This is a genomic window from Bradyrhizobium sp. 27S5 (genome assembly GCF_037217225.1).
Lineage (GTDB): Bacteria > Pseudomonadota > Alphaproteobacteria > Rhizobiales > Xanthobacteraceae > Bradyrhizobium > Bradyrhizobium septentrionale.
In genome coordinates this window covers 8,905,025-8,923,211 of sequence record NZ_CP147714.1, presented here as the reverse complement: position 1 = coordinate 8,923,211, position 18,187 = coordinate 8,905,025, and the positions used below count along the sequence as shown (strand labels likewise).

At 65.7% G+C, this 18,187-nt stretch carries 14 protein-coding genes and 1 pseudogene; 3 read left to right on the top strand and 12 right to left on the bottom strand.

The annotated features are described in order from the left end of the window. Positions 1–2: 2 nt before the first annotated feature. From WDM24_RS41870 to ubiE, 9 genes and pseudogenes are all read right to left on the bottom strand, one after another. The gene (locus tag WDM24_RS41870) at positions 3–725 is read right to left on the bottom strand and encodes a nucleotidyltransferase family protein (protein WP_166300037.1); all 723 of its coding nucleotides are present in this window, start codon (positions 723–725) and stop codon (positions 3–5) included. A 192-nt stretch (positions 726–917) separates the two neighbouring features. Beyond that, positions 918–1,693: pseudogene (locus WDM24_RS41865) on the bottom strand (IS5 family transposase). Between the two features lie 69 nt (positions 1,694–1,762). Further along, positions 1,763–2,083, bottom strand: a complete 321-nt coding sequence (locus tag WDM24_RS41860) for a PilZ domain-containing protein (RefSeq protein WP_029082463.1) — start codon at positions 2,081–2,083, stop codon at positions 1,763–1,765. An 87-nt stretch (positions 2,084–2,170) separates the two neighbouring features. Continuing rightward, a complete protein-coding gene (tsaE, locus tag WDM24_RS41855) occupies positions 2,171–3,694 on the bottom strand; it encodes a tRNA (adenosine(37)-N6)-threonylcarbamoyltransferase complex ATPase subunit type 1 TsaE (protein WP_338694256.1) in 1,524 nt (507 codons plus the stop codon). Then, entirely contained in the window at positions 3,691–6,201 is a 2,511-nt protein-coding gene (locus WDM24_RS41850) for a sensor histidine kinase (RefSeq protein ID WP_338829859.1), read from the bottom strand. The genes tsaE and WDM24_RS41850 overlap by 4 nt, the downstream gene beginning before the upstream one ends. Positions 6,202–6,528: 327 nt before the next feature. Continuing rightward, positions 6,529–6,987, bottom strand: a complete 459-nt coding sequence (gene dut, locus WDM24_RS41845; protein ID WP_166300031.1) for a dUTP diphosphatase — start codon at positions 6,985–6,987, stop codon at positions 6,529–6,531. After that, complete coding sequence (gene coaBC, locus WDM24_RS41840) at positions 6,984–8,408, bottom strand: bifunctional phosphopantothenoylcysteine decarboxylase/phosphopantothenate--cysteine ligase CoaBC (protein ID WP_338829858.1); 1,425 nt, start codon at positions 8,406–8,408, stop codon at positions 6,984–6,986. Before coaBC ends, dut begins: the two co-directional genes overlap by 4 nt. 101 nt (positions 8,409–8,509) lie before the next feature. After that, positions 8,510–10,084, bottom strand: coding sequence for a 2-polyprenylphenol 6-hydroxylase (gene ubiB, locus WDM24_RS41835; RefSeq protein ID WP_338694265.1), 1,575 nt, complete (start codon positions 10,082–10,084; stop codon positions 8,510–8,512). Then, positions 10,081–10,842: a bifunctional demethylmenaquinone methyltransferase/2-methoxy-6-polyprenyl-1,4-benzoquinol methylase UbiE gene (ubiE, locus tag WDM24_RS41830; RefSeq protein ID WP_338829857.1), complete on the bottom strand. Its 762-nt coding sequence runs from the start codon at positions 10,840–10,842 to the stop codon at positions 10,081–10,083. Before ubiE ends, ubiB begins: the two co-directional genes overlap by 4 nt. Before the next feature lie 163 nt (positions 10,843–11,005). Here ubiE and mutM point away from each other — a divergent pair, with 163 nt between their 5' ends. Then, the gene (gene mutM, locus WDM24_RS41825) at positions 11,006–11,887 is read left to right on the top strand and encodes a bifunctional DNA-formamidopyrimidine glycosylase/DNA-(apurinic or apyrimidinic site) lyase (protein WP_338829856.1); all 882 of its coding nucleotides are present in this window, start codon (positions 11,006–11,008) and stop codon (positions 11,885–11,887) included. A 20-nt stretch (positions 11,888–11,907) separates the two neighbouring features. Next, positions 11,908–13,587, top strand: a complete 1,680-nt coding sequence (gene ggt, locus WDM24_RS41820) for a gamma-glutamyltransferase (RefSeq protein WP_338829855.1) — start codon at positions 11,908–11,910, stop codon at positions 13,585–13,587. A 145-nt stretch (positions 13,588–13,732) separates the two neighbouring features. Here ggt and WDM24_RS41815 read toward each other — a convergent pair whose 3' ends face one another. Then, positions 13,733–15,106 carry a serine protease gene (locus WDM24_RS41815; protein ID WP_338829854.1) on the bottom strand — a complete coding sequence of 458 codons (1,374 nt, stop codon included), beginning with the start codon at positions 15,104–15,106 and terminating at the stop codon, positions 13,733–13,735. Positions 15,107–15,217: 111 nt separating this feature from the next. Here WDM24_RS41815 and WDM24_RS41810 point away from each other — a divergent pair, with 111 nt between their 5' ends. Beyond that, positions 15,218–16,018 carry a molybdopterin-synthase adenylyltransferase MoeB gene (locus WDM24_RS41810; protein ID WP_338829853.1) on the top strand — a complete coding sequence of 267 codons (801 nt, stop codon included), beginning with the start codon at positions 15,218–15,220 and terminating at the stop codon, positions 16,016–16,018. Between the two features lie 121 nt (positions 16,019–16,139). On the opposite strand, the gene WDM24_RS41805 is transcribed toward WDM24_RS41810, so the two are convergent. Together WDM24_RS41805 and WDM24_RS41800 are read right to left on the bottom strand one after the other, a co-directional pair. After that, positions 16,140–17,147 (bottom strand): aldo/keto reductase, encoded by a 1,008-nt coding sequence (locus tag WDM24_RS41805; RefSeq protein WP_338829852.1) that lies wholly within the window; start codon positions 17,145–17,147, stop codon positions 16,140–16,142. A 27-nt stretch (positions 17,148–17,174) separates the two neighbouring features. Beyond that, positions 17,175–18,121 (bottom strand): IS630 family transposase gene (locus WDM24_RS41800; protein ID WP_414645651.1). Its coding sequence is split into 2 segments (ribosomal slippage): positions 17,175–17,773 and positions 17,773–18,121, totalling 948 coding nucleotides; the frame shifts between segments, so codons are not numbered across the junction. Positions 18,122–18,187: the final 66 nt, after the last annotated feature.

Here is an 18,187-nt window from a genome sequence, read left to right as displayed (position 1 = left end):
GTTTACGCGACGCTTTCCAGGAAAGCGTCTTCAGCGGCCTGGATCGCATCGGGGGTCCCGACATGCATCCAGACGCCGTCGAGGCGCAGGCCGAACAGCCGTTCCTGCTCGTTGACACGGTCGAACACCTTGGTCAGCGAGAACTCGCCGGCCGGGGCGTCAGCGAACAGCGCGGGCGACATGATCGCCGCGCCGGCATAGACGAACGGCACCACCTGGTGCTCGCGCCGCTTGCGCAGCGCGCCATCCGGCAGCATCGAATAGTCGCCGCGGCCGTTATAGCCGATGCTGGAGGCGGTCGGCGCCATCAGCAGCAGGATATCCATCCGCGCCGGATCGAAAGCTTCCGCCAGCCGCGCCAGATTGGAGCGCACGCCGTCGATCCACATCGTGTCGGCATTGAGATGGAAGAACGGCGCATCGCCGAGCAGCGGCAGCGCCTTCACCACCGCGCCGCCGGTGCCGAGCACCTGGTCGCGCTCATCGGAGATGATCACGCGCGGGCGGCTGCGGGTCTTGACGTGCTCGATGATCTGGTCGGGCAGATAATGCACGTTCACGACGGCTTCGCTGACGCCGGCGCCGGCGAGCTTGTCGAGCACATGGTCGAGCAGCGGCTGGCCGGCGACACTGACCAGCGGCTTCGGCATCGTGTTGGTCAGCGGGCGCATGCGCACGCCGAGGCCCGCAGCGAGCACCATGGCCTTGTGGGGGGTGACGGGCATCTTCCGTATATTCTCGGTCATCATCTCTCGGCGCCGATCATATCACGGCGATTCGGCAAGCACATCGATCAGACGCCATAGTCACCGGACATGACGGCCGTAAGACGGCAACGGCGGCCCCCTTGTTGGAGCATGATCTTGCCGGAAAACCGTCTCCACTTTTCCGGATCATGCTCTAGGTGGTGTGGACACTTATCGCATCCATAAGACGATGGCTGCGAGAGTGACGACGGCCAGGTAATTTCGGGCGGTCTTTTCGAAGCGGGTTGCAACGCGGCGGAACTGCTTGAGCTTTGAGAAGCAGCACTCGACGAGATGGCGCTGGGCATAGAAATGCTTGTCGAGTGGATATTTGAGCGCCCGTGACGGGTTGTTGGGGATCACGGCGAGCGCGCCTTTGGCGGCGACGGCTTGGCGCAAGTGGTCGGCGTCATAGGCCGTGTCGGCCATGACGACCTCGGCGGATAAGCCTTCGATCAATGCGGCGGCTTGCGGTGCATCGCCCTTCTGACCTGCGGTAAGCGTGAACCGCACCGGACATCCCAAGCCGCGGACGGCCATGTGTATCTTGGTGCTCAGGCCGCCGCGCGAGCGGCCGATCGCTTGATCTTCCGCTTGATCTTCAGACCCCCCTTTTTGGCGCCGGCGGCGTGCTGATGCGCCCGAACAATGGTGGAATCGACGATCAGATATTCGAAGTCCGGATCATCGGACATCGCCTCGAAGATCCGCCACCAAACACCCTTGATGCTCCATCGACTGAAGCGCCGGAACACGCTGTTCCAGTCCCCAAACACCTCCGGAAGATCGCGCCAGGGAGACCCCGTACGCACGATCCACAGCACACCTTCCACGAACATCCGGTTGTCGCGCCCGGTGGAGCCCTTCTGATCGGGGCGCCCTATGATCAGCGGCGCTATCCGCTCCCACGCCGCGTCGCTCAATACCAAACGGTCCATCACACCCAAGGCGGCCTCCCCAAAAGCAGCCTTGAATCTGATTTGCTCCTAAAAGGGAATCCTTAGAGTCCACACCACCTAGACGTCGGCAGCCTGTGCACCGCGTCTGGCAGTTTTCTTCTTCTTGTCGCCTTGTTTGAGGAAGTTGACGCCGATCTGGTCGCCATTGACCCATGCCAGCTCGCAGCGGCGATAGGCCAATCCTGTGGACGACAGCAGCAGAAAAAACTCCTTCAGGTTCAGGCCCTCGACCGAGCCCTCGACGGTGAGCTTGGCACCCGTCTCGGACACGTCTTCCATGGTGCAGTCGCGCCGCCAGGTGCCGTCAATGCCCATCATGTGCGCGGCGATGCCGCGCTCAAACGTGACACGATCGCCCCTGCGTCGTTCCGTCGCCATCGTGTGGTCCCGCTCCCGATCCGGCCCCGCCATGGATGAGGTGCGGCCTCGGCAACCTTAGGGGACCTGAGGCTAATAACCCGTAAACTACGGTACTGGGGGAGGGACGTTGGCCGTGTACCAGATGCGGAAGCTGGTCAGCGCAGGGTGGGCCAGCGACCGCTCGAGATAGGTCCAGATCCGCGGCTGGTGCTTCAGATATTGCGGCTTGCCATCGCGGCGGTTGAGCCGCGCGAAGGTGCCGAGCAGGCGGGTGTTGCGCTGCGCCGACATGATCGCATAGAGCTCGGCAAAGGCGGCCGGATCGAAGTTTTCGTCGGTCGCGCGCCGCGCCTTGATGTAGCGGGTCAAGAGCGACAGCTCGAGCTGTTCGGGCACGTCGATCCGCGCATCCTGCAGCAGCGACACCACGTCATACGCCGCCGGGCCGAGCAGCGCATCTTGGAAGTCAATGATTCCGACCCGGAGGATGCCAGTGCGCTCGGCAAGCCAGATGATATTCGGCGAATGGAAGTCGCGGATCACCCAGGTCTGCGGCGCTGCGGCGGGCTTCTCCAGCAGTCCCCGCCACATCCCGAGAAAATCGGCGCGGAGCTCCTCGCTCGGCTGCACCCCGCGGTCGGGCAGGTACCATTCCAGCATCAGCCCGATCTCGATCAGCCAGGCGTCGATATCGAACACCGGGATGTCGTAGCTCTCGTCTGATGTCAGCGGCAGCGTGTCGGGCAGCACCTCGCGGTGCAGCGCCGCCAGCATGTCGACGGCGGCCTCGTAGCGCTCGGTGATCGGCTGCGGCGGGTCGCCCTCGATCACGCCTTCGGCGCCGAGATCCTCGGTGATGAGGAAGCCGGATTCGAGGTCGGTATGCCGGATCGCGGGCGCGGAGAAACCATGCTTGCGCAGGCCGTTTCCGATCGCGACGAACGGCCTGACGTCCTCGGCGAGATGCACCGCCGCGCTATACGGCCGGCCATTGTAGATCGCCGGACCGTCGGGGCGGCGCGGCGAGTTCATTAGGATCACGGTGCCGTCGTCGGCGCGCAGCCGCGCGTAAGAGCGCGTCGAGGCATCGCCCGGCATGCGCTCGCGCCGGGCATTGAGGAAGCCCGCGCGATCGAGGAACTGGCGCAGCTCGTTGAGCCGCGCGACCTTTGCCGCGCCCTTGCCATGGCCGGTGATCTCGGCCGCGCGTGCCGCCGATCCGAGCGCCGGCCGGTGCGTGAATGCAATGTCGATGCGATCGGCGGGCATCGCGCCGGGCGCGCGTTCCGGCCACTCGATCAGCGCCACGATGTCGTCGGGCAGCGGCGACAGCCCGATCTCCTCGAGCTCGCTCGCGTCGTTGATGCGGTAGAGGTCGGCATGGACCAGCGGAAACGACGGCAGCTCGTAGCTCTGCGCCAGCGTGAAGGTCGGGCTCGGCACTTCCAGCGTGTCGTCGGTGGCGAGGTAGCGGATCAGCGCGCGGGCGGCCGCGGTCTTGCCGGCGCCAAGGTCGCCCGACAGCGTGATGACGTCGCCGGCGCCGATCAGGAGCGCGAGATCGGCCATCAGCTCTGACGTCGCGGTTTCGTTCGCGAGCGCCACCGAGAATGTCGAGGTCGCCGTCATTCTGCGGCGTTGCGATGGGCGGTCTGGTCGATCGGGAAGTCGCAGGTCACGGTCGTGCCTCGACCGACGGTCGAATCGACCCGCACCCGCCCGCCGTGCAGTTCGACGAAGGAGCGCACCAGCGACAGGCCAAGTCCCGCGCCGCGATGCCGCGAGCCGTGCGAATGGCTCTCGAACCAGTTGAACACCTTGTCGCGCATCTCGGCCGGAATGCCGGGACCGGCGTCGGTCACCGCGAACACCACGCTGTGCTCGGTGCGGTGTGCGCTGATCGTGACGGTGGCGTCATGCGGCGAGAAGCCGACGGCGTTGGCGAGCAGATTGTAGAGCACCTGCACCACGCGCCGCTCGTCGCCGACGAAGGCGCCGATGTCGGGCGCGATATCGACCTTCAGCGTGATGCGGTCGGTCGCTAGCCGGTCCTGGATGCCTTCCGCGGCGGCCTCGATCGTCTGGCCGATATTGACCGGACCGAGCTCGAGCTTCATCGCGCCGGCGTCGATGGTGGCGAGATCGAGAATGTTGTTGGTCAGCGCCAGCAGCGCGTTGGTCGATTTGGTGACGTAGTCGAGATATTCGGCCTGTTTCGGCGTCAGCGGCCCGGTCGAGGGATCGCTGAGGAAATGCGCGAAGCCGATGATGGTGGTGAGCGGCGCGCGCAGCTCGTAGGAGACGTGGTGGACGAAATCCACCTTCATCTGGTCGGCGGTTTCCAGCGCCTCGTTGCGCTCGCGCAGCGCGCGCTCGACATTCTCGGTGTCGGTGATGTCCTGGAAGGCGAGCAAGGTCTTGCCGTCGGGCAGCGGGATGGTCATGCAATTCAGCACGCTGCCGTCCTTGCGCTCCAGCTTCAGCGCGACCTGGGCGCGGTTCTCGATCGCGGTGATCTGCTCGCGCAGCGTCCGCCAGGTCAGCGCATCGTCGAACAGCGGCCTGCACAGCGCTTCCACCGCTTCGATATGCGGCTCGCCCTGCAGCGCGTCCGCCGGCAGCTTCCACATCTTGGCGAAGGGCGGGTTGAACAGCTCGGCGCGGCCGTTGCTGCCGAACACCGCGACCGCTTCGCCGAGATTGTCGAGGGTTTCGCGCTGCACCCGGGTCAGGCGGTCATAGCGGCGCGCGAGGTCGAGGCTCTCGGTGACGTTGTCGAACAGATAGGTGACGCCGCCCTCGAGGTTCGGCGTGGTGACGACGCTGATGGCGCGGCCGTCGGGCAGGAACCAGGTGTAGGTCTCGGATTCGACCGCGCGATAGGCCTCGTGCAGCTTGGCCTTCCAGGCGCGGAAATCCGGCTGCTCCGGCAGCTTGCGGTTGGCGCGCAGCCGGTCGAGCACGCTGGAATCGTCCGGGTTGCTGTCGAGGAAAGCCTGGTCGAGGCCCCACAGCCGGCGGTAGGACTCGTTGTAGAAGGTGAGCCGCCGGTCGGAATCGAACACCGCGACGCCCGAGGACAATTGGTCGAGGGTACGCCGGTGTGCTTCGACCATGCGCGCGATCGCCGCGCGCAGCGCCGCGGCCTCGCTGGCGTCGATCGCGATCCCGGCGCTGCCGCCGGAGAGCTTGAGCGCCTGCACGTCGTAGATCCGCCGCTCGCCGCTGACCACGATCGGCAGCCGTGCGGCATAATTGGCATTGTCGTTCAGCGCGCGGGTCAGTTCGGTGCGCTGGTCGCTTTCGAGCAGCTCGAGATTGCGCTGCAGCGCATCGGACACGCTCTTGCCCTCGGTGGCGCGGACATAGGCTGCGTTGGCATAGCGCAGATTGCCCTCGAGGCTCTTGGCCCAGATCGGCCACGGCGCGGCGGCGGCGAAATCGCGTAACAGCTCGGTCTCCTCCTGCAGCGTCTTGTAGCGCAGGTTGGATTCGGCGAGGTCGCGGCGCAGGCCGCCGAGCTCGCGGATCCGCACAATGGCCTGGCCGCCGATCGCGCGGCCCATCGCCTCGATGGCGCGGCCGGCTGATGTCGAGAGGTTGAGCAGGAACGCCTCGCCCTTTTCGCGCAGCGCGTCGACCGCGTGATCCATCTGCAGCGCCGGCTCGGGCGGCAGCCAGGTTCCGAAGGCGAGGACGCGCTGCGGCGAGCCGTCCTGCGACATTACCAGCGAGATATCGCCTGAGATCTGCGGCCGGTTGTCGCCCGCGGCCCACGAGATCAGGACCTGCGGCTCGACGAACAGCAGCGCGCGCAGCCGGTCCGACTGCGCCTGCAGGTCCGAAATCTCGGACTGCAGCTGCTCCTCGTTCCTCGTCGCGCGCAGGCGGGTGCGCATCAAAAGGATCGCGGCGACGGCGGAAAAGCCGACCAGCGCAAACGACGTCGCGAGGACCGCGACCTCCTGATGATTGAAGCCGAAATGATCCGACATCGCCTGGGCCACCAGGCTCTCGGCGGCAAACGAGGTACGGGCCGGCAGCAGCGCGGTGATGGCGAGCCCAAGCATGCCGTCGCGCGCCAGTGAGGTGCATGACAGCAGGGTTCGACGCATTGCCGCGACTACGCCCGACATATGTTGCCCCAGAACGCACAAACCCCAGGCATGATCCGGAAAAGAGGAGACCGGTGTTCCCTCACGGCAAACGTATAACGTTCGTCCGGGGATCATGCCCAAGCAGGACCCAGATAGCCCGACGAAGACCCCCCGTCGTGCTCGAATCAAACCAGAATAGTCCTAACGGGACTCGGCGAGTAAGAGTCCAGACCGTGAACGCAGAATCCGCTGTGAAAAAATGCACGCGAGCGGTGTGGATTTTACGCGAATTGACTCCGTATTCGTGCGGAGGCTCGCTCTGGGAGCGTGATCCTGCGGGCAGGCCCGCACACTTCTCCGCTCGCGTTAGCGTCCGGTCGATCCGAAGCCGCCGCTGCCGCGTTCGGTTGAGGTCAGCACGTCGACCGGAACCAGTTCGGCCCGGGTGACCGGCGCGATCACCATCTGAGCGATGCGCTCGCCACGCCGGATCGAAAACGGCTCGTGGCCGTGATTGATCAGGAGCACGTTGATCTCACCGCGATAGTCGGCGTCGATCGTGCCGGGCGAGTTCAGCACGGTGACGCCGTATTTGGCGGCCAGGCCGGAACGCGGCCGCACCTGTGCCTCGTAGCCCGGCGGCAGCGCAATCGTCAGCCCGGTCGGAACCATCTCGTAGCGTCCCGGCAGCAGAATCAGCGGCGCCGACCGCGGCACCGCGGCCAGTAGGTCGAGCCCGGCGGCCTCAGTGGTCTGATAGATCGGCAGCAGAAGGTCTGCGCCGTGCGGCAATTGGTGGACTTCAACCTTGATGGTGGCGCTCACGATGCGGTTCCTACGGCTCTTGCGATGCGCGACACCAGCGCGGTCGCGACTTCCTCCTTGGTCATAACAGGCCAGGAGTCGACGGTGACGTCCTTGCCCTCGCGCGAGAGCAAATGAACGGTATTGCGGTCGCCGCCCATCACGCCGGTCGCCGGCGAGACGTCGTTGGCGACGATCCAGTCACAGCCCTTGCGCGCGAACTTCGCCTTGGCGTTCTCGATCAGATGCTCGGTCTCGGCGGCAAAGCCGATCACCAGCGGCGGCCGCTTCTCCTTCAGCTTCGAAATCGTCGCGAGGATGTCGGGGTTCTCGACCAGCTGCAGCGGCGGCATGCCGGCCGAGGTCTTCTTCAGTTTCTGGCTGCCTTCGTTGGCGACCCGCCAGTCGGCGACCGCGGCGGCGAAGATCGCGACATCGACCGGCAGCGCGGCTTCGACCCGGTGCAGCATATCGCGCGCGGACTCGACGCGCATGACGGAGATGCCGGAGGGATCGCCGAGATCGACCGGGCCCGTCACCAGCACGACCTCGGCGCCGGCGGCGCGCGCGGCGGCGGCAATGGCAAAGCCCTGCTTGCCGGACGAACGGTTGGCGATATAGCGGACCGGATCGATCGCCTCATGGGTCGGGCCGGCCGTGATCAGCACGCGCTTGCCGGCGAGCGGGCGCGGCTGCGGCGGCCGCAGCATGCGGTCGGCAGCGGCGGCGATCTCGGTCGGCTCGGCCATCCGCCCGACGCCGGCCTCGCCGGCCTCCGCCATCTCGCCCGCATTGGGGCCGACGGTGTGGACGCCGTCGCGGCGGAGCTGCAGCACGTTGCGGCGGGTGGCCGGGTTGTTCCACATCAGCGGGTTCATCGCCGGCGCCAGCAGGATCGGCCGGTTGGCCGCGAGAAGCGTGGCGGTGGCGAGATCGTCGGCAAGGCCCTGCGCCATCTTGGCCATCAGGTCCGCGGTCGCCGGCGCCACCACGATCAGATCGCAGTCCCGCGCCAGGCGGATATGGCCGGCGTCGAACTCGCTCTCGGCGTCGAACAGGTCGGTGTAGACGCGCTCATGCGACAGCGCGCTGGCGGCGAGCGGGGTGACGAATTGCTGGGCCGCCTTGGTCAGCACGCAGCGGACCTGGATGTGCCGCTCCTTGAGCCGCCGGATCAGATCCAGCGCCTTGTAGGCGGCAATCCCGCCGCCGATGATCAGGGTGACACGGGGCTCGCCGGCTGCGCTGGTGGCGCGTGGAACAGGGGCTGTGACTGTCGTGGAACCCGCGCCAGGCGTATGTACGGGCTCCGTGCCGCCTTCCGCGAGCTCGCGGAGGATGACCCGGATTTCCTCCTCGACCGAGCGGCCGTTTTTGGCGGAGCGCAGCCGCAGATAGGCCTTCAGCGTGTCGTCGAGTTTGCGGATGGTCAGGCTGGCCATGGCATGCCCTCAGGCATGATCCGGAAAATGTGAAGCGGTTTTCCGAAGCGATCATGCTCAAACAATGATAGCGATGCTATCATATAGTGCATGCATTGCAATCAATGCCCGCGGATGGCGAAGAAGATTCCGATCAGGGCGACGGCCATGACCCAAAGGCTGACGGTCTGCAGCCGCGCCTTGCGGGCCTCGGCGCGGGCCATTTCGTCGATCGTATCCGACGACAGCATGTGGCCCTCCCGGGTCATGGTCTCGAGCTGCTCGAGCACGGTCATGGCGCGGTTGGCGATTGTCGGCAGGTTGGCGACGATGCGGCCGAGCTCGCCCGCGCCGGATATCGCCCCCTGGATGCGTCCGGCCGGGCCGAGATTGTGCGTGATCCATTCGCGCACGACGGGATCGGCGACCTTCCAGATGTCGAGCTTCGGGTCGAAACCGCGCGCCACGCCCTCGACCACCACCATGGTCTTCTGCAGCAGGATCAGCTCGGGCCGCGTCTGCATGTCGAACAGGCCGGTGACCTCGAGCAGAAGCGTCAGCAGCTTCGCCATCGAGATTTCCTCGGCGGTGCGATTGTGGATCGGCTCGCCGATCGCGCGGATGGCTTGCGCGAAATTCTCCACCGAATGGTGGCTCGGCACATAGCCGGCCTCGAAATGCACCTCGGCGACGCGCCGATAGTCGCGGGTGATGAAGCCGAGCAGGATTTCGGCAAGGAAACGCCGCTCCTTCAGCCCGAGCCGCCCCATGATGCCGAAATCGACCGCGACCAGGCGGCCGGCCTCGTCCAGGAACAGGTTGCCCGGATGCATGTCGGCATGGAAGAAGCCGTCGCGCAGCGCGTGGCGCAGGAAGCTCTGGATCACCTTGCGGCCGAGATCGGGCAGATCGACCTCGGCCTGCTTCAGCCGGGCGTGATCGTTCAGCGCGATGCCGTCGATCCACTCCATCGTCAGCACGTTATGGGTGGTGCGGTCCCAGTCCACGGTGGGCACCCGAAAGTCCGGATCGTCGCGCGTGTTCTCGGCCATCTCGGACAGCGCGGCCGCCTCGAGCCGCAGGTCCATCTCCATCGCGACCGAGCGCGACATCGTGTTGATGACCTCGATCAGCCGCAGCCGCCGTGCTTCGGCGGAATGCGCCTCGGCCTTGTACGCGACAAAGAAGAAGTCGCTGAGGTCACGGCGGAAGCGCGCCGCGACGTTGGGCCGGAGCACCTTGACCGCAACCTGGTGGCGCACGCCGTCGCGCTCGACCTCGCCGTGATGGACCTGCGCGATCGAGGCGGCAGCAACCGCCGGGCCGAGATGAGCAAAGGCCTGCGAAACCGGACGCTCCAGCGATTGCGCGATCACCGCTTCGGCCTCTGCCTGCGCGAATGGCGGCAGCCGGTCCTGCAGGCTTTCGAGATCGCGCGCCATCGTCACGCCGACCACGTCGGGACGGGTGGCGAGGAATTGTCCGAGCTTGAGATAGGCGGGCCCGAGTCGCGTCAGCGCGCGCGACAGCCGCGGACCGGATTTGGCGCCGGAACGCTCGATCAGCCGCGCCAGCTTCAGCGCGAGCTGCCCGGGCGGCGGCACCAGCGACGGATCGACGACGCCGAACACGCCCTCGCGTGCAAACACGAAACCGGCGCGGGCGAGGCGCGCAATGTGGGTCAGTGCAGAGATCACAAACGCCAGCCCGAATGCAGCGCCACGATTCCGCCGGAGAGGCTCTGCCACTTCACGCGGGCAAAGCCGGCGGCGCCGATCATCTCGGCGAACGCGTTCGGCCGCGGGAATTTGCGGATCGACTCGACGAGATATTGATAGGACTCGGCGTCACCGGTGACGGCGCGGCCGAGCGGCGGGATCACCTTGAAGGAGAACAGATCGTAGATCTTGTCGAGGCCGGGCACGTCGACGGTGGAGAATTCCAGGCACAGGAAGCGGCTGCCCGGCTTGAGCACCCGATAGGCCTCGCGCAGCGCGAGGTCGACCTGCGGCACGTTGCGGATGCCGAAGGCGATGGTGTAGGCGTCGAAAGCGCGGTCGGCGAAGCCCAGCGTCTCGGCATTGCCCTCGACGAACGACACGCGGTCGTCGAGATGCTGCTTGACGGCGCGCTCGCGGCCGACGGCGAGCATGTCGCTATTGATGTCGCAGACCGTGGCATGGAAGCCAGAGCCCGCGGTCTTGGCGGCCCGGAACGCGATGTCGCCGGTGCCGCCGGCGACGTCGAGCAGCGCGAACGGCCGGTCGCCCTTCGGCGGATCGAGCGCCGTGATCATGATGTCCTTCCAGGCCCGGTGCAGGCCTACCGACATCAGATCGTTCATCAGGTCGTAGCGCTGTGCCACGCTGTGAAACACGTCGTTCACCAGCGTCTGCTTCTCGCCCAGGGGCACGTCCCTGAAGCCAAAATGCGTGGTTTGATCCGGCCGATCCATCAACTCATACTCTTACCATTTTGGGTCGCGTTTTCTTCACGCGAACCGGTACCCATCCCGCATCAAGTGCGGGACAGGCTTCGCTCGAAAACGCTCCGGCTCGACCATAGCGCGGCGGCCGCAATGGCGCTATCACGTCACTTCCAAAAGGTGAATGCCTGCCATGCCGGAATTACCCGAAGTCGAGACCGTCCGCCGCGGCCTGCAGCCGGCCATGGAGGGGTCCCGGATCCTCAAAGCCGAGGCCCGCCGCAAGGATTTGCGGTTTCCGTTTCAAAAAGACTTTATCGCCCGGCTCGAAGGCCAGACCGTCACCGGGCTCGGCCGCCGTGCCAAATATTTGATGGCGGACCTCACGTCAGGCGACGTGCTGCTGATGCATCTGGGCATGTCCGGCTCGTTCCGCGTCTTGAAGGATGAGGGCACGGCGACGCCGGGGCAATTCCACCATCCGCGCAGCGAGGATCGCGCGCACGATCATGTCGTGTTCCATATGTCGTCGGGCGCAGCCATCATCTTCAACGATCCGCGGCGCTTCGGCTACATGAAGATCATCGCCCGCAACGCGATCGAGGATGAGCCGCTGCTGAAGGGGCTCGGGCCCGAACCGCTCGGCAATGAATTCGACGCGGCGATGCTGGCGCACTCCTGCCACAACAAGAAGACCAGCCTGAAGGCGGCACTGCTCGATCAGCGCGTGGTGGCGGGACTTGGCAACATCTATGTCTGCGAGGCGCTGTTTCGTTCGCATCTGTCGCCGCGGCGATTGGCCGCGACGCTTGCCACCAGGAAGGCCGAGCCCACCGATCACGCCAAACGGCTGGTCGGCGCGATCCATTCGGTGCTCAACCAGGCGATCAAGGCCGGCGGCTCCTCGATCAGCGACCATCGCTTGACCAACGGCGATCTCGGCTATTTCCAGCATTCCTTCCAGGTCTACGACCGCGAAGGCGAGACATGCCGCACCTCGGGCTGCGAGGGCATCGTCAGGCGTTTCACCCAGAACGGCCGTTCGACGTTCTGGTGCCCGAAGTGTCAAAAATAACAACAATGGGAGTGCGGATCATGGGCAGCAACTGGCGCGATCGCGCCGCGACGAGTTTTCAATGTCAGAAGCAGCCGGCCACCGGCAGTCGCGGCATGGTGGTGAGCAATCATCCGCTGGCGTCGAGCGCGGGTGCCGAGATGCTCGCGGCCGGCGGCAATGCGATCGATGCGGCGATTGCCACGCTGTTCACGCTGACCGTGGTCGAGCCGATGATGGTCGGCATCATCGGCGGCGGCATGGCGCATATTCGTCTCGCCGACGGCAGCCATCGCTTCATCGACGGCCAGAGCACGGTGCCGAAGGCGGTGAAGCCGGATACCTACACATCGAAGCCCGGTTCGGCGCATGACGTGTTCGACACCGTCGGCAACGAGAATTTGAACGGGCCGAAGGCGGTCGCGGTGCCGGGCTCGCTGAAAGCGTGGTGCGAAACGCTGCGCCGCTTCGGCACCATGAGCCTGGCCGACGTGATGCAGCCCGCGATCAAGCATGCCGAACGCGGCTATGCGGCGACGCCTTATTTGCACGAATGCATCACCGACGGCGCCGCGGAGATGCTGAAGGACAAGCCGATAGCGGCGATCTATCTGCCGGGCGGCACGCCGTTGAAGCCGGGCGAGCGCGTGGTGCAGGCGGAGTATGCCGAGACGCTGAAATACATCGCTGTTCATGGCGACAACGCGCTCTACCAGGGACCGCTCGGCGACATCCTGGTCGACTACATGAAGAAGCACGGCGGCTTCATCGCGCAGGAGGATCTCGCGGCGTATAAAACTGTCGAGCGGCAGCCGATCCGCTGCGACTACCGCGGCTGGGAAATCCTTGGGCCCCCGCCGCCCGCGGCGTCCGGCGTGCACATCACGCAGATGCTCAACATCCTCGAAGGCTACGACATCGCAGGCCTCGGCTTCGGCACGACCGAGACGATCCATTATCTCGCCGAGGTGCTGAAGATCGCCTTTGCCGATCGCGCGGCCGCCAGCGGCGATCCCGCCTATATCAACGTCCCGGTGGAGCGGCTGACCTCGAAGGCCTATGCCGGGGAGCGCCGCCGCGCGATCGATCCCGACCGCGCGCAGGCCTGGAGCGCCGGTGTCACGCAGCTCGAAAGCGCACACACCACGCACATGACCGCGGCCGATGCGATGGGCAATGTGGTCGCGACAACCCAGACCATCAACAATCTGTTCGGGGCCAAGATCCTGATCCCGGGCCTCGGCACCGTGCCGAACAACTATATGAACCTGTTCGATCCGCGGCCGGGGCACGCGCTGTCGCTCGCCGCAGGCAAGCGCGTCACCACCTCGATGTCGCCGATGATGGTGCTGCGCGACCGCAAGCTCGCTTACGCACTCGGCCTGCCCGGCGGCAAGCGCATCTTCCCGAGCGCGATGCAGGCGCTGATCAACTTGATCGACCACGGCATGAGCCTGCAGGAAGCGGTCGAGGCGCCGCGGGTCTGGACCGAAGGCAACGCGCTGGAAGTCGAGCGAGCGGTGCCGGAGACCGTCCGCGCCGCGCTGTCAGCGAAAGGCCACAGGGTGCAGGTGGTGCCGACGGTGGCCGGCGGCATGAACGCGATCCAGTTCCACGCTGACGGCACGATGTCGGGCGCGGCCTGCTGGCGCGCCGATGGCACCCCGGTCGGCATTGCCGGCGGCCTCGCCCGTCCTGGGGTGCGGTTCGCGCTGGAGTGAGGGATTCTCGTGCCCCGGACGCGGCGCAGCACGAAGTGGTGCGCCGCTGAGCCGGGGCCCAATTCTAGACGCGCAATTTGCGGAAATGGGTCCCGGCTCTGCGGAGCAGCGTTGCACGCTGCACCGCGTCCGGGACACCCGAGCCCTACTTCCTGACGCAGATCACGCGGACGACGGCGGCCTTGGCGTCCGCCGATTCGCCCGACGCGTTGACGCCGTGCGACTTCAGGAAGTTGCGCACCGTGTCGGCCGGCACCAATGTTGCCTGCGCCGGCGGCGCCGCGTTCGCCGGGCCCGCGACGATGACCGGCTTCAGCACCGCGATGCCGGCAAACTTGCCGCTGCCGTCGAGCGCTGCCGCGCCGGAGAACCCGAGCGCGGGCGGCGGTGACAGCGCGGCATCGCCGCCGCCGAGTTGCGCGACGGAGGCCTTGACGCTGCTCGCCGCCGCGCCGCCTCCCTGGCTTTGCGGATCGGCGATGCCGGTGATGTCGAGGGCGGTCTGCGTCGCCTGGCCTGCGATGTTGAGCGGCTTCAGCCCGTGCGCGCCGTAGATGCGCAGCAATGCGAGATCATGATCCTTGTCCTCGGCGACCCGATCGGCATTACCGAAACCCGGGATCGTCAGCGCGATGCAGTCGTCGGTTGCCACGCGGTCGGTGACAACAGCGCCGTCGTCGCTGACCACGACGCCGGTGCCATACTCCACGGTCTTGCGCGGCGGCGGGCCGGCCTGCACGCCTGACGGAAATGCGTTGAAAGCACTCGACATCGCGATCACCACCGGCTCGACGGTGGCTTGCGTCGCCTGATCATAGAGGATGGTGAGGATGCGGACCTCGTCGCCCTTGAAGGTGCCACGCAGATAAAACTTCTTCAGCCCCTGCATGCCCGACAGCACGAAGAAGTCCGGCTTCACCACGGTGTAGTCGATGGTGCGGCCGGCCGGCTCCTTCTTTTCCAGTTCGGCAAGCTTGGTGGTGGCCGGGTTGGCTTCCTTGCGCCGGGTCAGCAGCACCTGGACGGTGCCGGTGGGCGAGGTCCATTTGGCACCGGAGGCATCGCTGGTGAGCTGCGGCACCAGCTTGGTGGGAACGCCGAGCCGCGCCCCGGTGGCGGGCTCGGTGACGATCCTCCAGCCGACGCTCTCCTGCTTCCGCCGCGCGGTGTCGGCGAGCGCGCCGCGCTCCTGCGGGTTCAGCACGCCGGTCGGCTTGCCGCCCTGCTTCTTTTGGAATTCCTTGATCGCATTGACCATGCGCTCGCTGACGTCGCCGGATATCGCGCCGTTATATTCGCCGACCCAGGCAAGGTCCGATTGCAGCGCCAGCCGCTCGGCCTGCGCCATCGCGCTGGCGGTATCCTCCGGCTTCTGCAGCGCAGGGCGTATCGGCACGGTTGTCACGGTCTTCGGCTTGGCGCCTGCGGTCGACGGCGGTGTCAGCTGGGCCTGCGCCGCGCCCACGCCTGCGACCATCACGCCTGCGACCATCAATGTTGCCGAAAGCACCGATCTCATGACAAATCCGCCGGGAATGACCGAAACCATTGACGTCCACGCAATTAAGCACATCTGCTTGGTCGGCAACAACCGCGCTCCGGTTCAGGGTGCAGCGCGCAGGAAGTCATCATGCTGAGTGCCGACGAACTCGAACGCTATGCCCGCCACATCGTGCTCCGCGAGGTGGGCGGCCCCGGCCAGAATGCGCTGAAGCAGGCGTCCGTGCTGGTGATCGGCGCCGGCGGTCTCGGCGCGCCGGTGCTGATGTATCTGGCGGCTGCCGGCGTCGGCCGGCTCGGCGTGATCGACGACGATATTGTCTCGCTTTCCAATTTGCAGCGCCAGATCATCCATGCGACGCCTGACATCGGCAAGCGCAAGGTCGACAGCGCGGCGGCGCAGATTCATGCGCTCAATCCACATGTGACGTTCGAGGCCCATCCGGTGCGGCTTACCGCCGACAATGCGATGGCGCTGATCGGAAATTACGATCTCGTGCTCGACGGCTCCGACAATTTCGAGACCCGCTATCTCGTCGCCGATGCCTGCTTCCTCGCGAGGCGGCCGCTGATCACGGCGGCGCTCGGGCAGTTCGACGGCTCGCTGACCACGATCCGCGCGCACGAGAAGAATGCCGATGGCGTGTTCAACCCGACCTATCGCTGCCTGTTTCCGGAGCCGCCGCCGCCGGGCACGGTGCCGGCCTGCGCCGAGGCCGGGGTGATGGGCGCGCTCGCCGGCGTGATGGGATCGATGATGGCGCTGGAGGCGATCCGCGAGATCGTCGGCTTCGGCGAGGGCCTGGTCGGCCGCCTCCTGATGGTGGATGCGCGCGCGATGCGGTTCGAAACCTTGCGCTATGTGCGCGATCCGCAGAACCCGCTCAACGGTGATGCGCCTGGCATCACCGATCTGAGCGGGCATCGCTGAGCATGATCCGGAAAAGTGTATGGGCGGTTTTCCGGCGACAAACGCGAAACGTTTGCGCTGAGATCATGCTCCAAAAGAAGCTAAGGCGCGAGGAGATACTGATCTCATCGCGCCTTAGAGTTCAGGACGCGGTCGCGGGCTTCTCGCTGTCCATGTGGCGGAGGTGCTCCTCCGGATAGCGTCCGCCTGCGGCGGCGCCGGGCGGAAATGCGTCGGCCAATGCAGCTAGATGCGCGGCGGTCAGCGTCACATCGAGCGCGCCGAGTGCTTCGCTCAACCGTTCACGCCGCCGCGCGCCGACCAGCGGCACGATGTCGTTGCCCTGCGCCGCGACCCAGGCAATCGCGACCTGCGCCGGAGAAGCGCCGATCTCGGCCGCAATGACACGCAGCCGGTCCGCGAGCGCGAGGTTCGTGTCGATGTTGCCGGCCTGGAAGCGCGGGCTGAGCAGGCGGAAATCCTTCGCGCTCGAACGGTCCTTCGACCAATGGCCGCTGATCAGCCCGCGCGCCAACACGCCATAGGCTGATATGCCGATGCCGAGCTCGCGGCAGGTGTTCAGGATGTCGCTTTCGATGCCGCGCGACACCAGCGAGTACTCGATCTGCAGATCGGCGATCGGATGCACCTTGTGGGCGCGGCGGATGGTGTCGGAGCCAACCTCTGATAGCCCGATATGCCTGATCCAGCCGGCCTTGATCATGTCGGCCATCGCGCCGATCGTGTCCTCGATCGGCACGCTGGGATCGAGCCGCGCCGGGCGGTAGATGTCGATATGGTCGACGCCGAGCCGCTGCAGCGAATAGGCAGCGAAATTCTTCACCGCGGCGGGACGGCTGTCATAACCGAGAAAGCCGTGGTTGCGATCGCGCAGCGCGCCGAACTTGACGCTGATCTGCAGATTGTCACGGCTGCGGCTTTTCAGGGCCTCGCCGATCAGCATCTCGTTATGGCCCATGCCGTAGAAGTCGCCGGTGTCGAGCAGCGTGATGCCGGCTTCGAGCGCGGCGTGGATGGTCGCGATGCTCTCGCTGCGATCGGAGGGGCCGTAGAAGTCGGACATGCCCATGCAGCCGAGGCCGATCGGCGAGACGGTGGGGCCGGTAGAACCGAGTTTGCGTGTGTCCATGGTGGAACTCCCTAGAGCGTTTTCCGATCACGTTGCGTCGTAACCAGCCGCGACGAGATAATTTTGACATTCCTCGGGTGAGAAGCGTTTGAGAGCGTTGGCGATTGCTTGCCAGAGATCGGGCATGGTGCGCGCTGCGGCGGCCCGCAACAGCGCTTTCAGTTTGGAGAAGGCCATTTCAATCGGGTTGAAGTCTGGACTGTAGGGCGGAAGATAGAGCAGGCTAGCTCCGACCGCCTGGATGGCCTCTCGAACGCCATGGACCTTGTGAGCGGGCAAGTTGTCCATGATAACGGTATCGCCCGGCCGCAGCGATGGGGCGAGCAATTGCTCGACGTAGGCCAGGAAAGCGTCGCCATCCATTGGACCGTCCAGAACAAGCGGCGCGATCAGACCGTCGGAGCGCAATCCAGCGGTGAACGTCGTCGTCTTCCAATGTCCGTGTGGGATAGCTGCACGACATCGCTCGCCGCGTGGCGAGCGCCCGTAACGCCGCGCCATTTTGGTGTTGGCGCTGGTTTCGTCGATGAAGACGAGACGCTCAGGGTCAAGGTCGATTTGCCCTTCGAACCACTCCTCACGTGCGGCATTTATATCGCCGCGCCGTTGCTCGGCGGCGTGCGCTGTCTTTTTTTAAGTGTGATCTTTCTGCGCTGGAAAAAACGCCAGAGCGACGCGATGCCAGTCGATATTCCACGACGTTTCAACAGTTCTCGCAACTCGGCAAGCGTGATATCCGGCCTCGCTGTCACCGCCTCCAGAATCAATTGCGAATGCGCTTCGATGCGCTGCGATTTGCGGTCACCGCCCTGGCGTTTAGGAACGATGTCGCCAACTTTCTTGAGGCGACCGCGCCAGCGGATCGCACTGGCCGCGCTGACACCAAAGCGCTCAGCAGCCTGTCGACAGGACATGCCACCGTCAATCGCGGCTACCACCCTTTGGCGAAGATCAACCGAAAGCGCCCTGGCCATACATGCTGGCCTCCCTCGCCAGCATGCAGCTTGAATCTGACTCGCGCCGTTTTGGGAATCCCCACC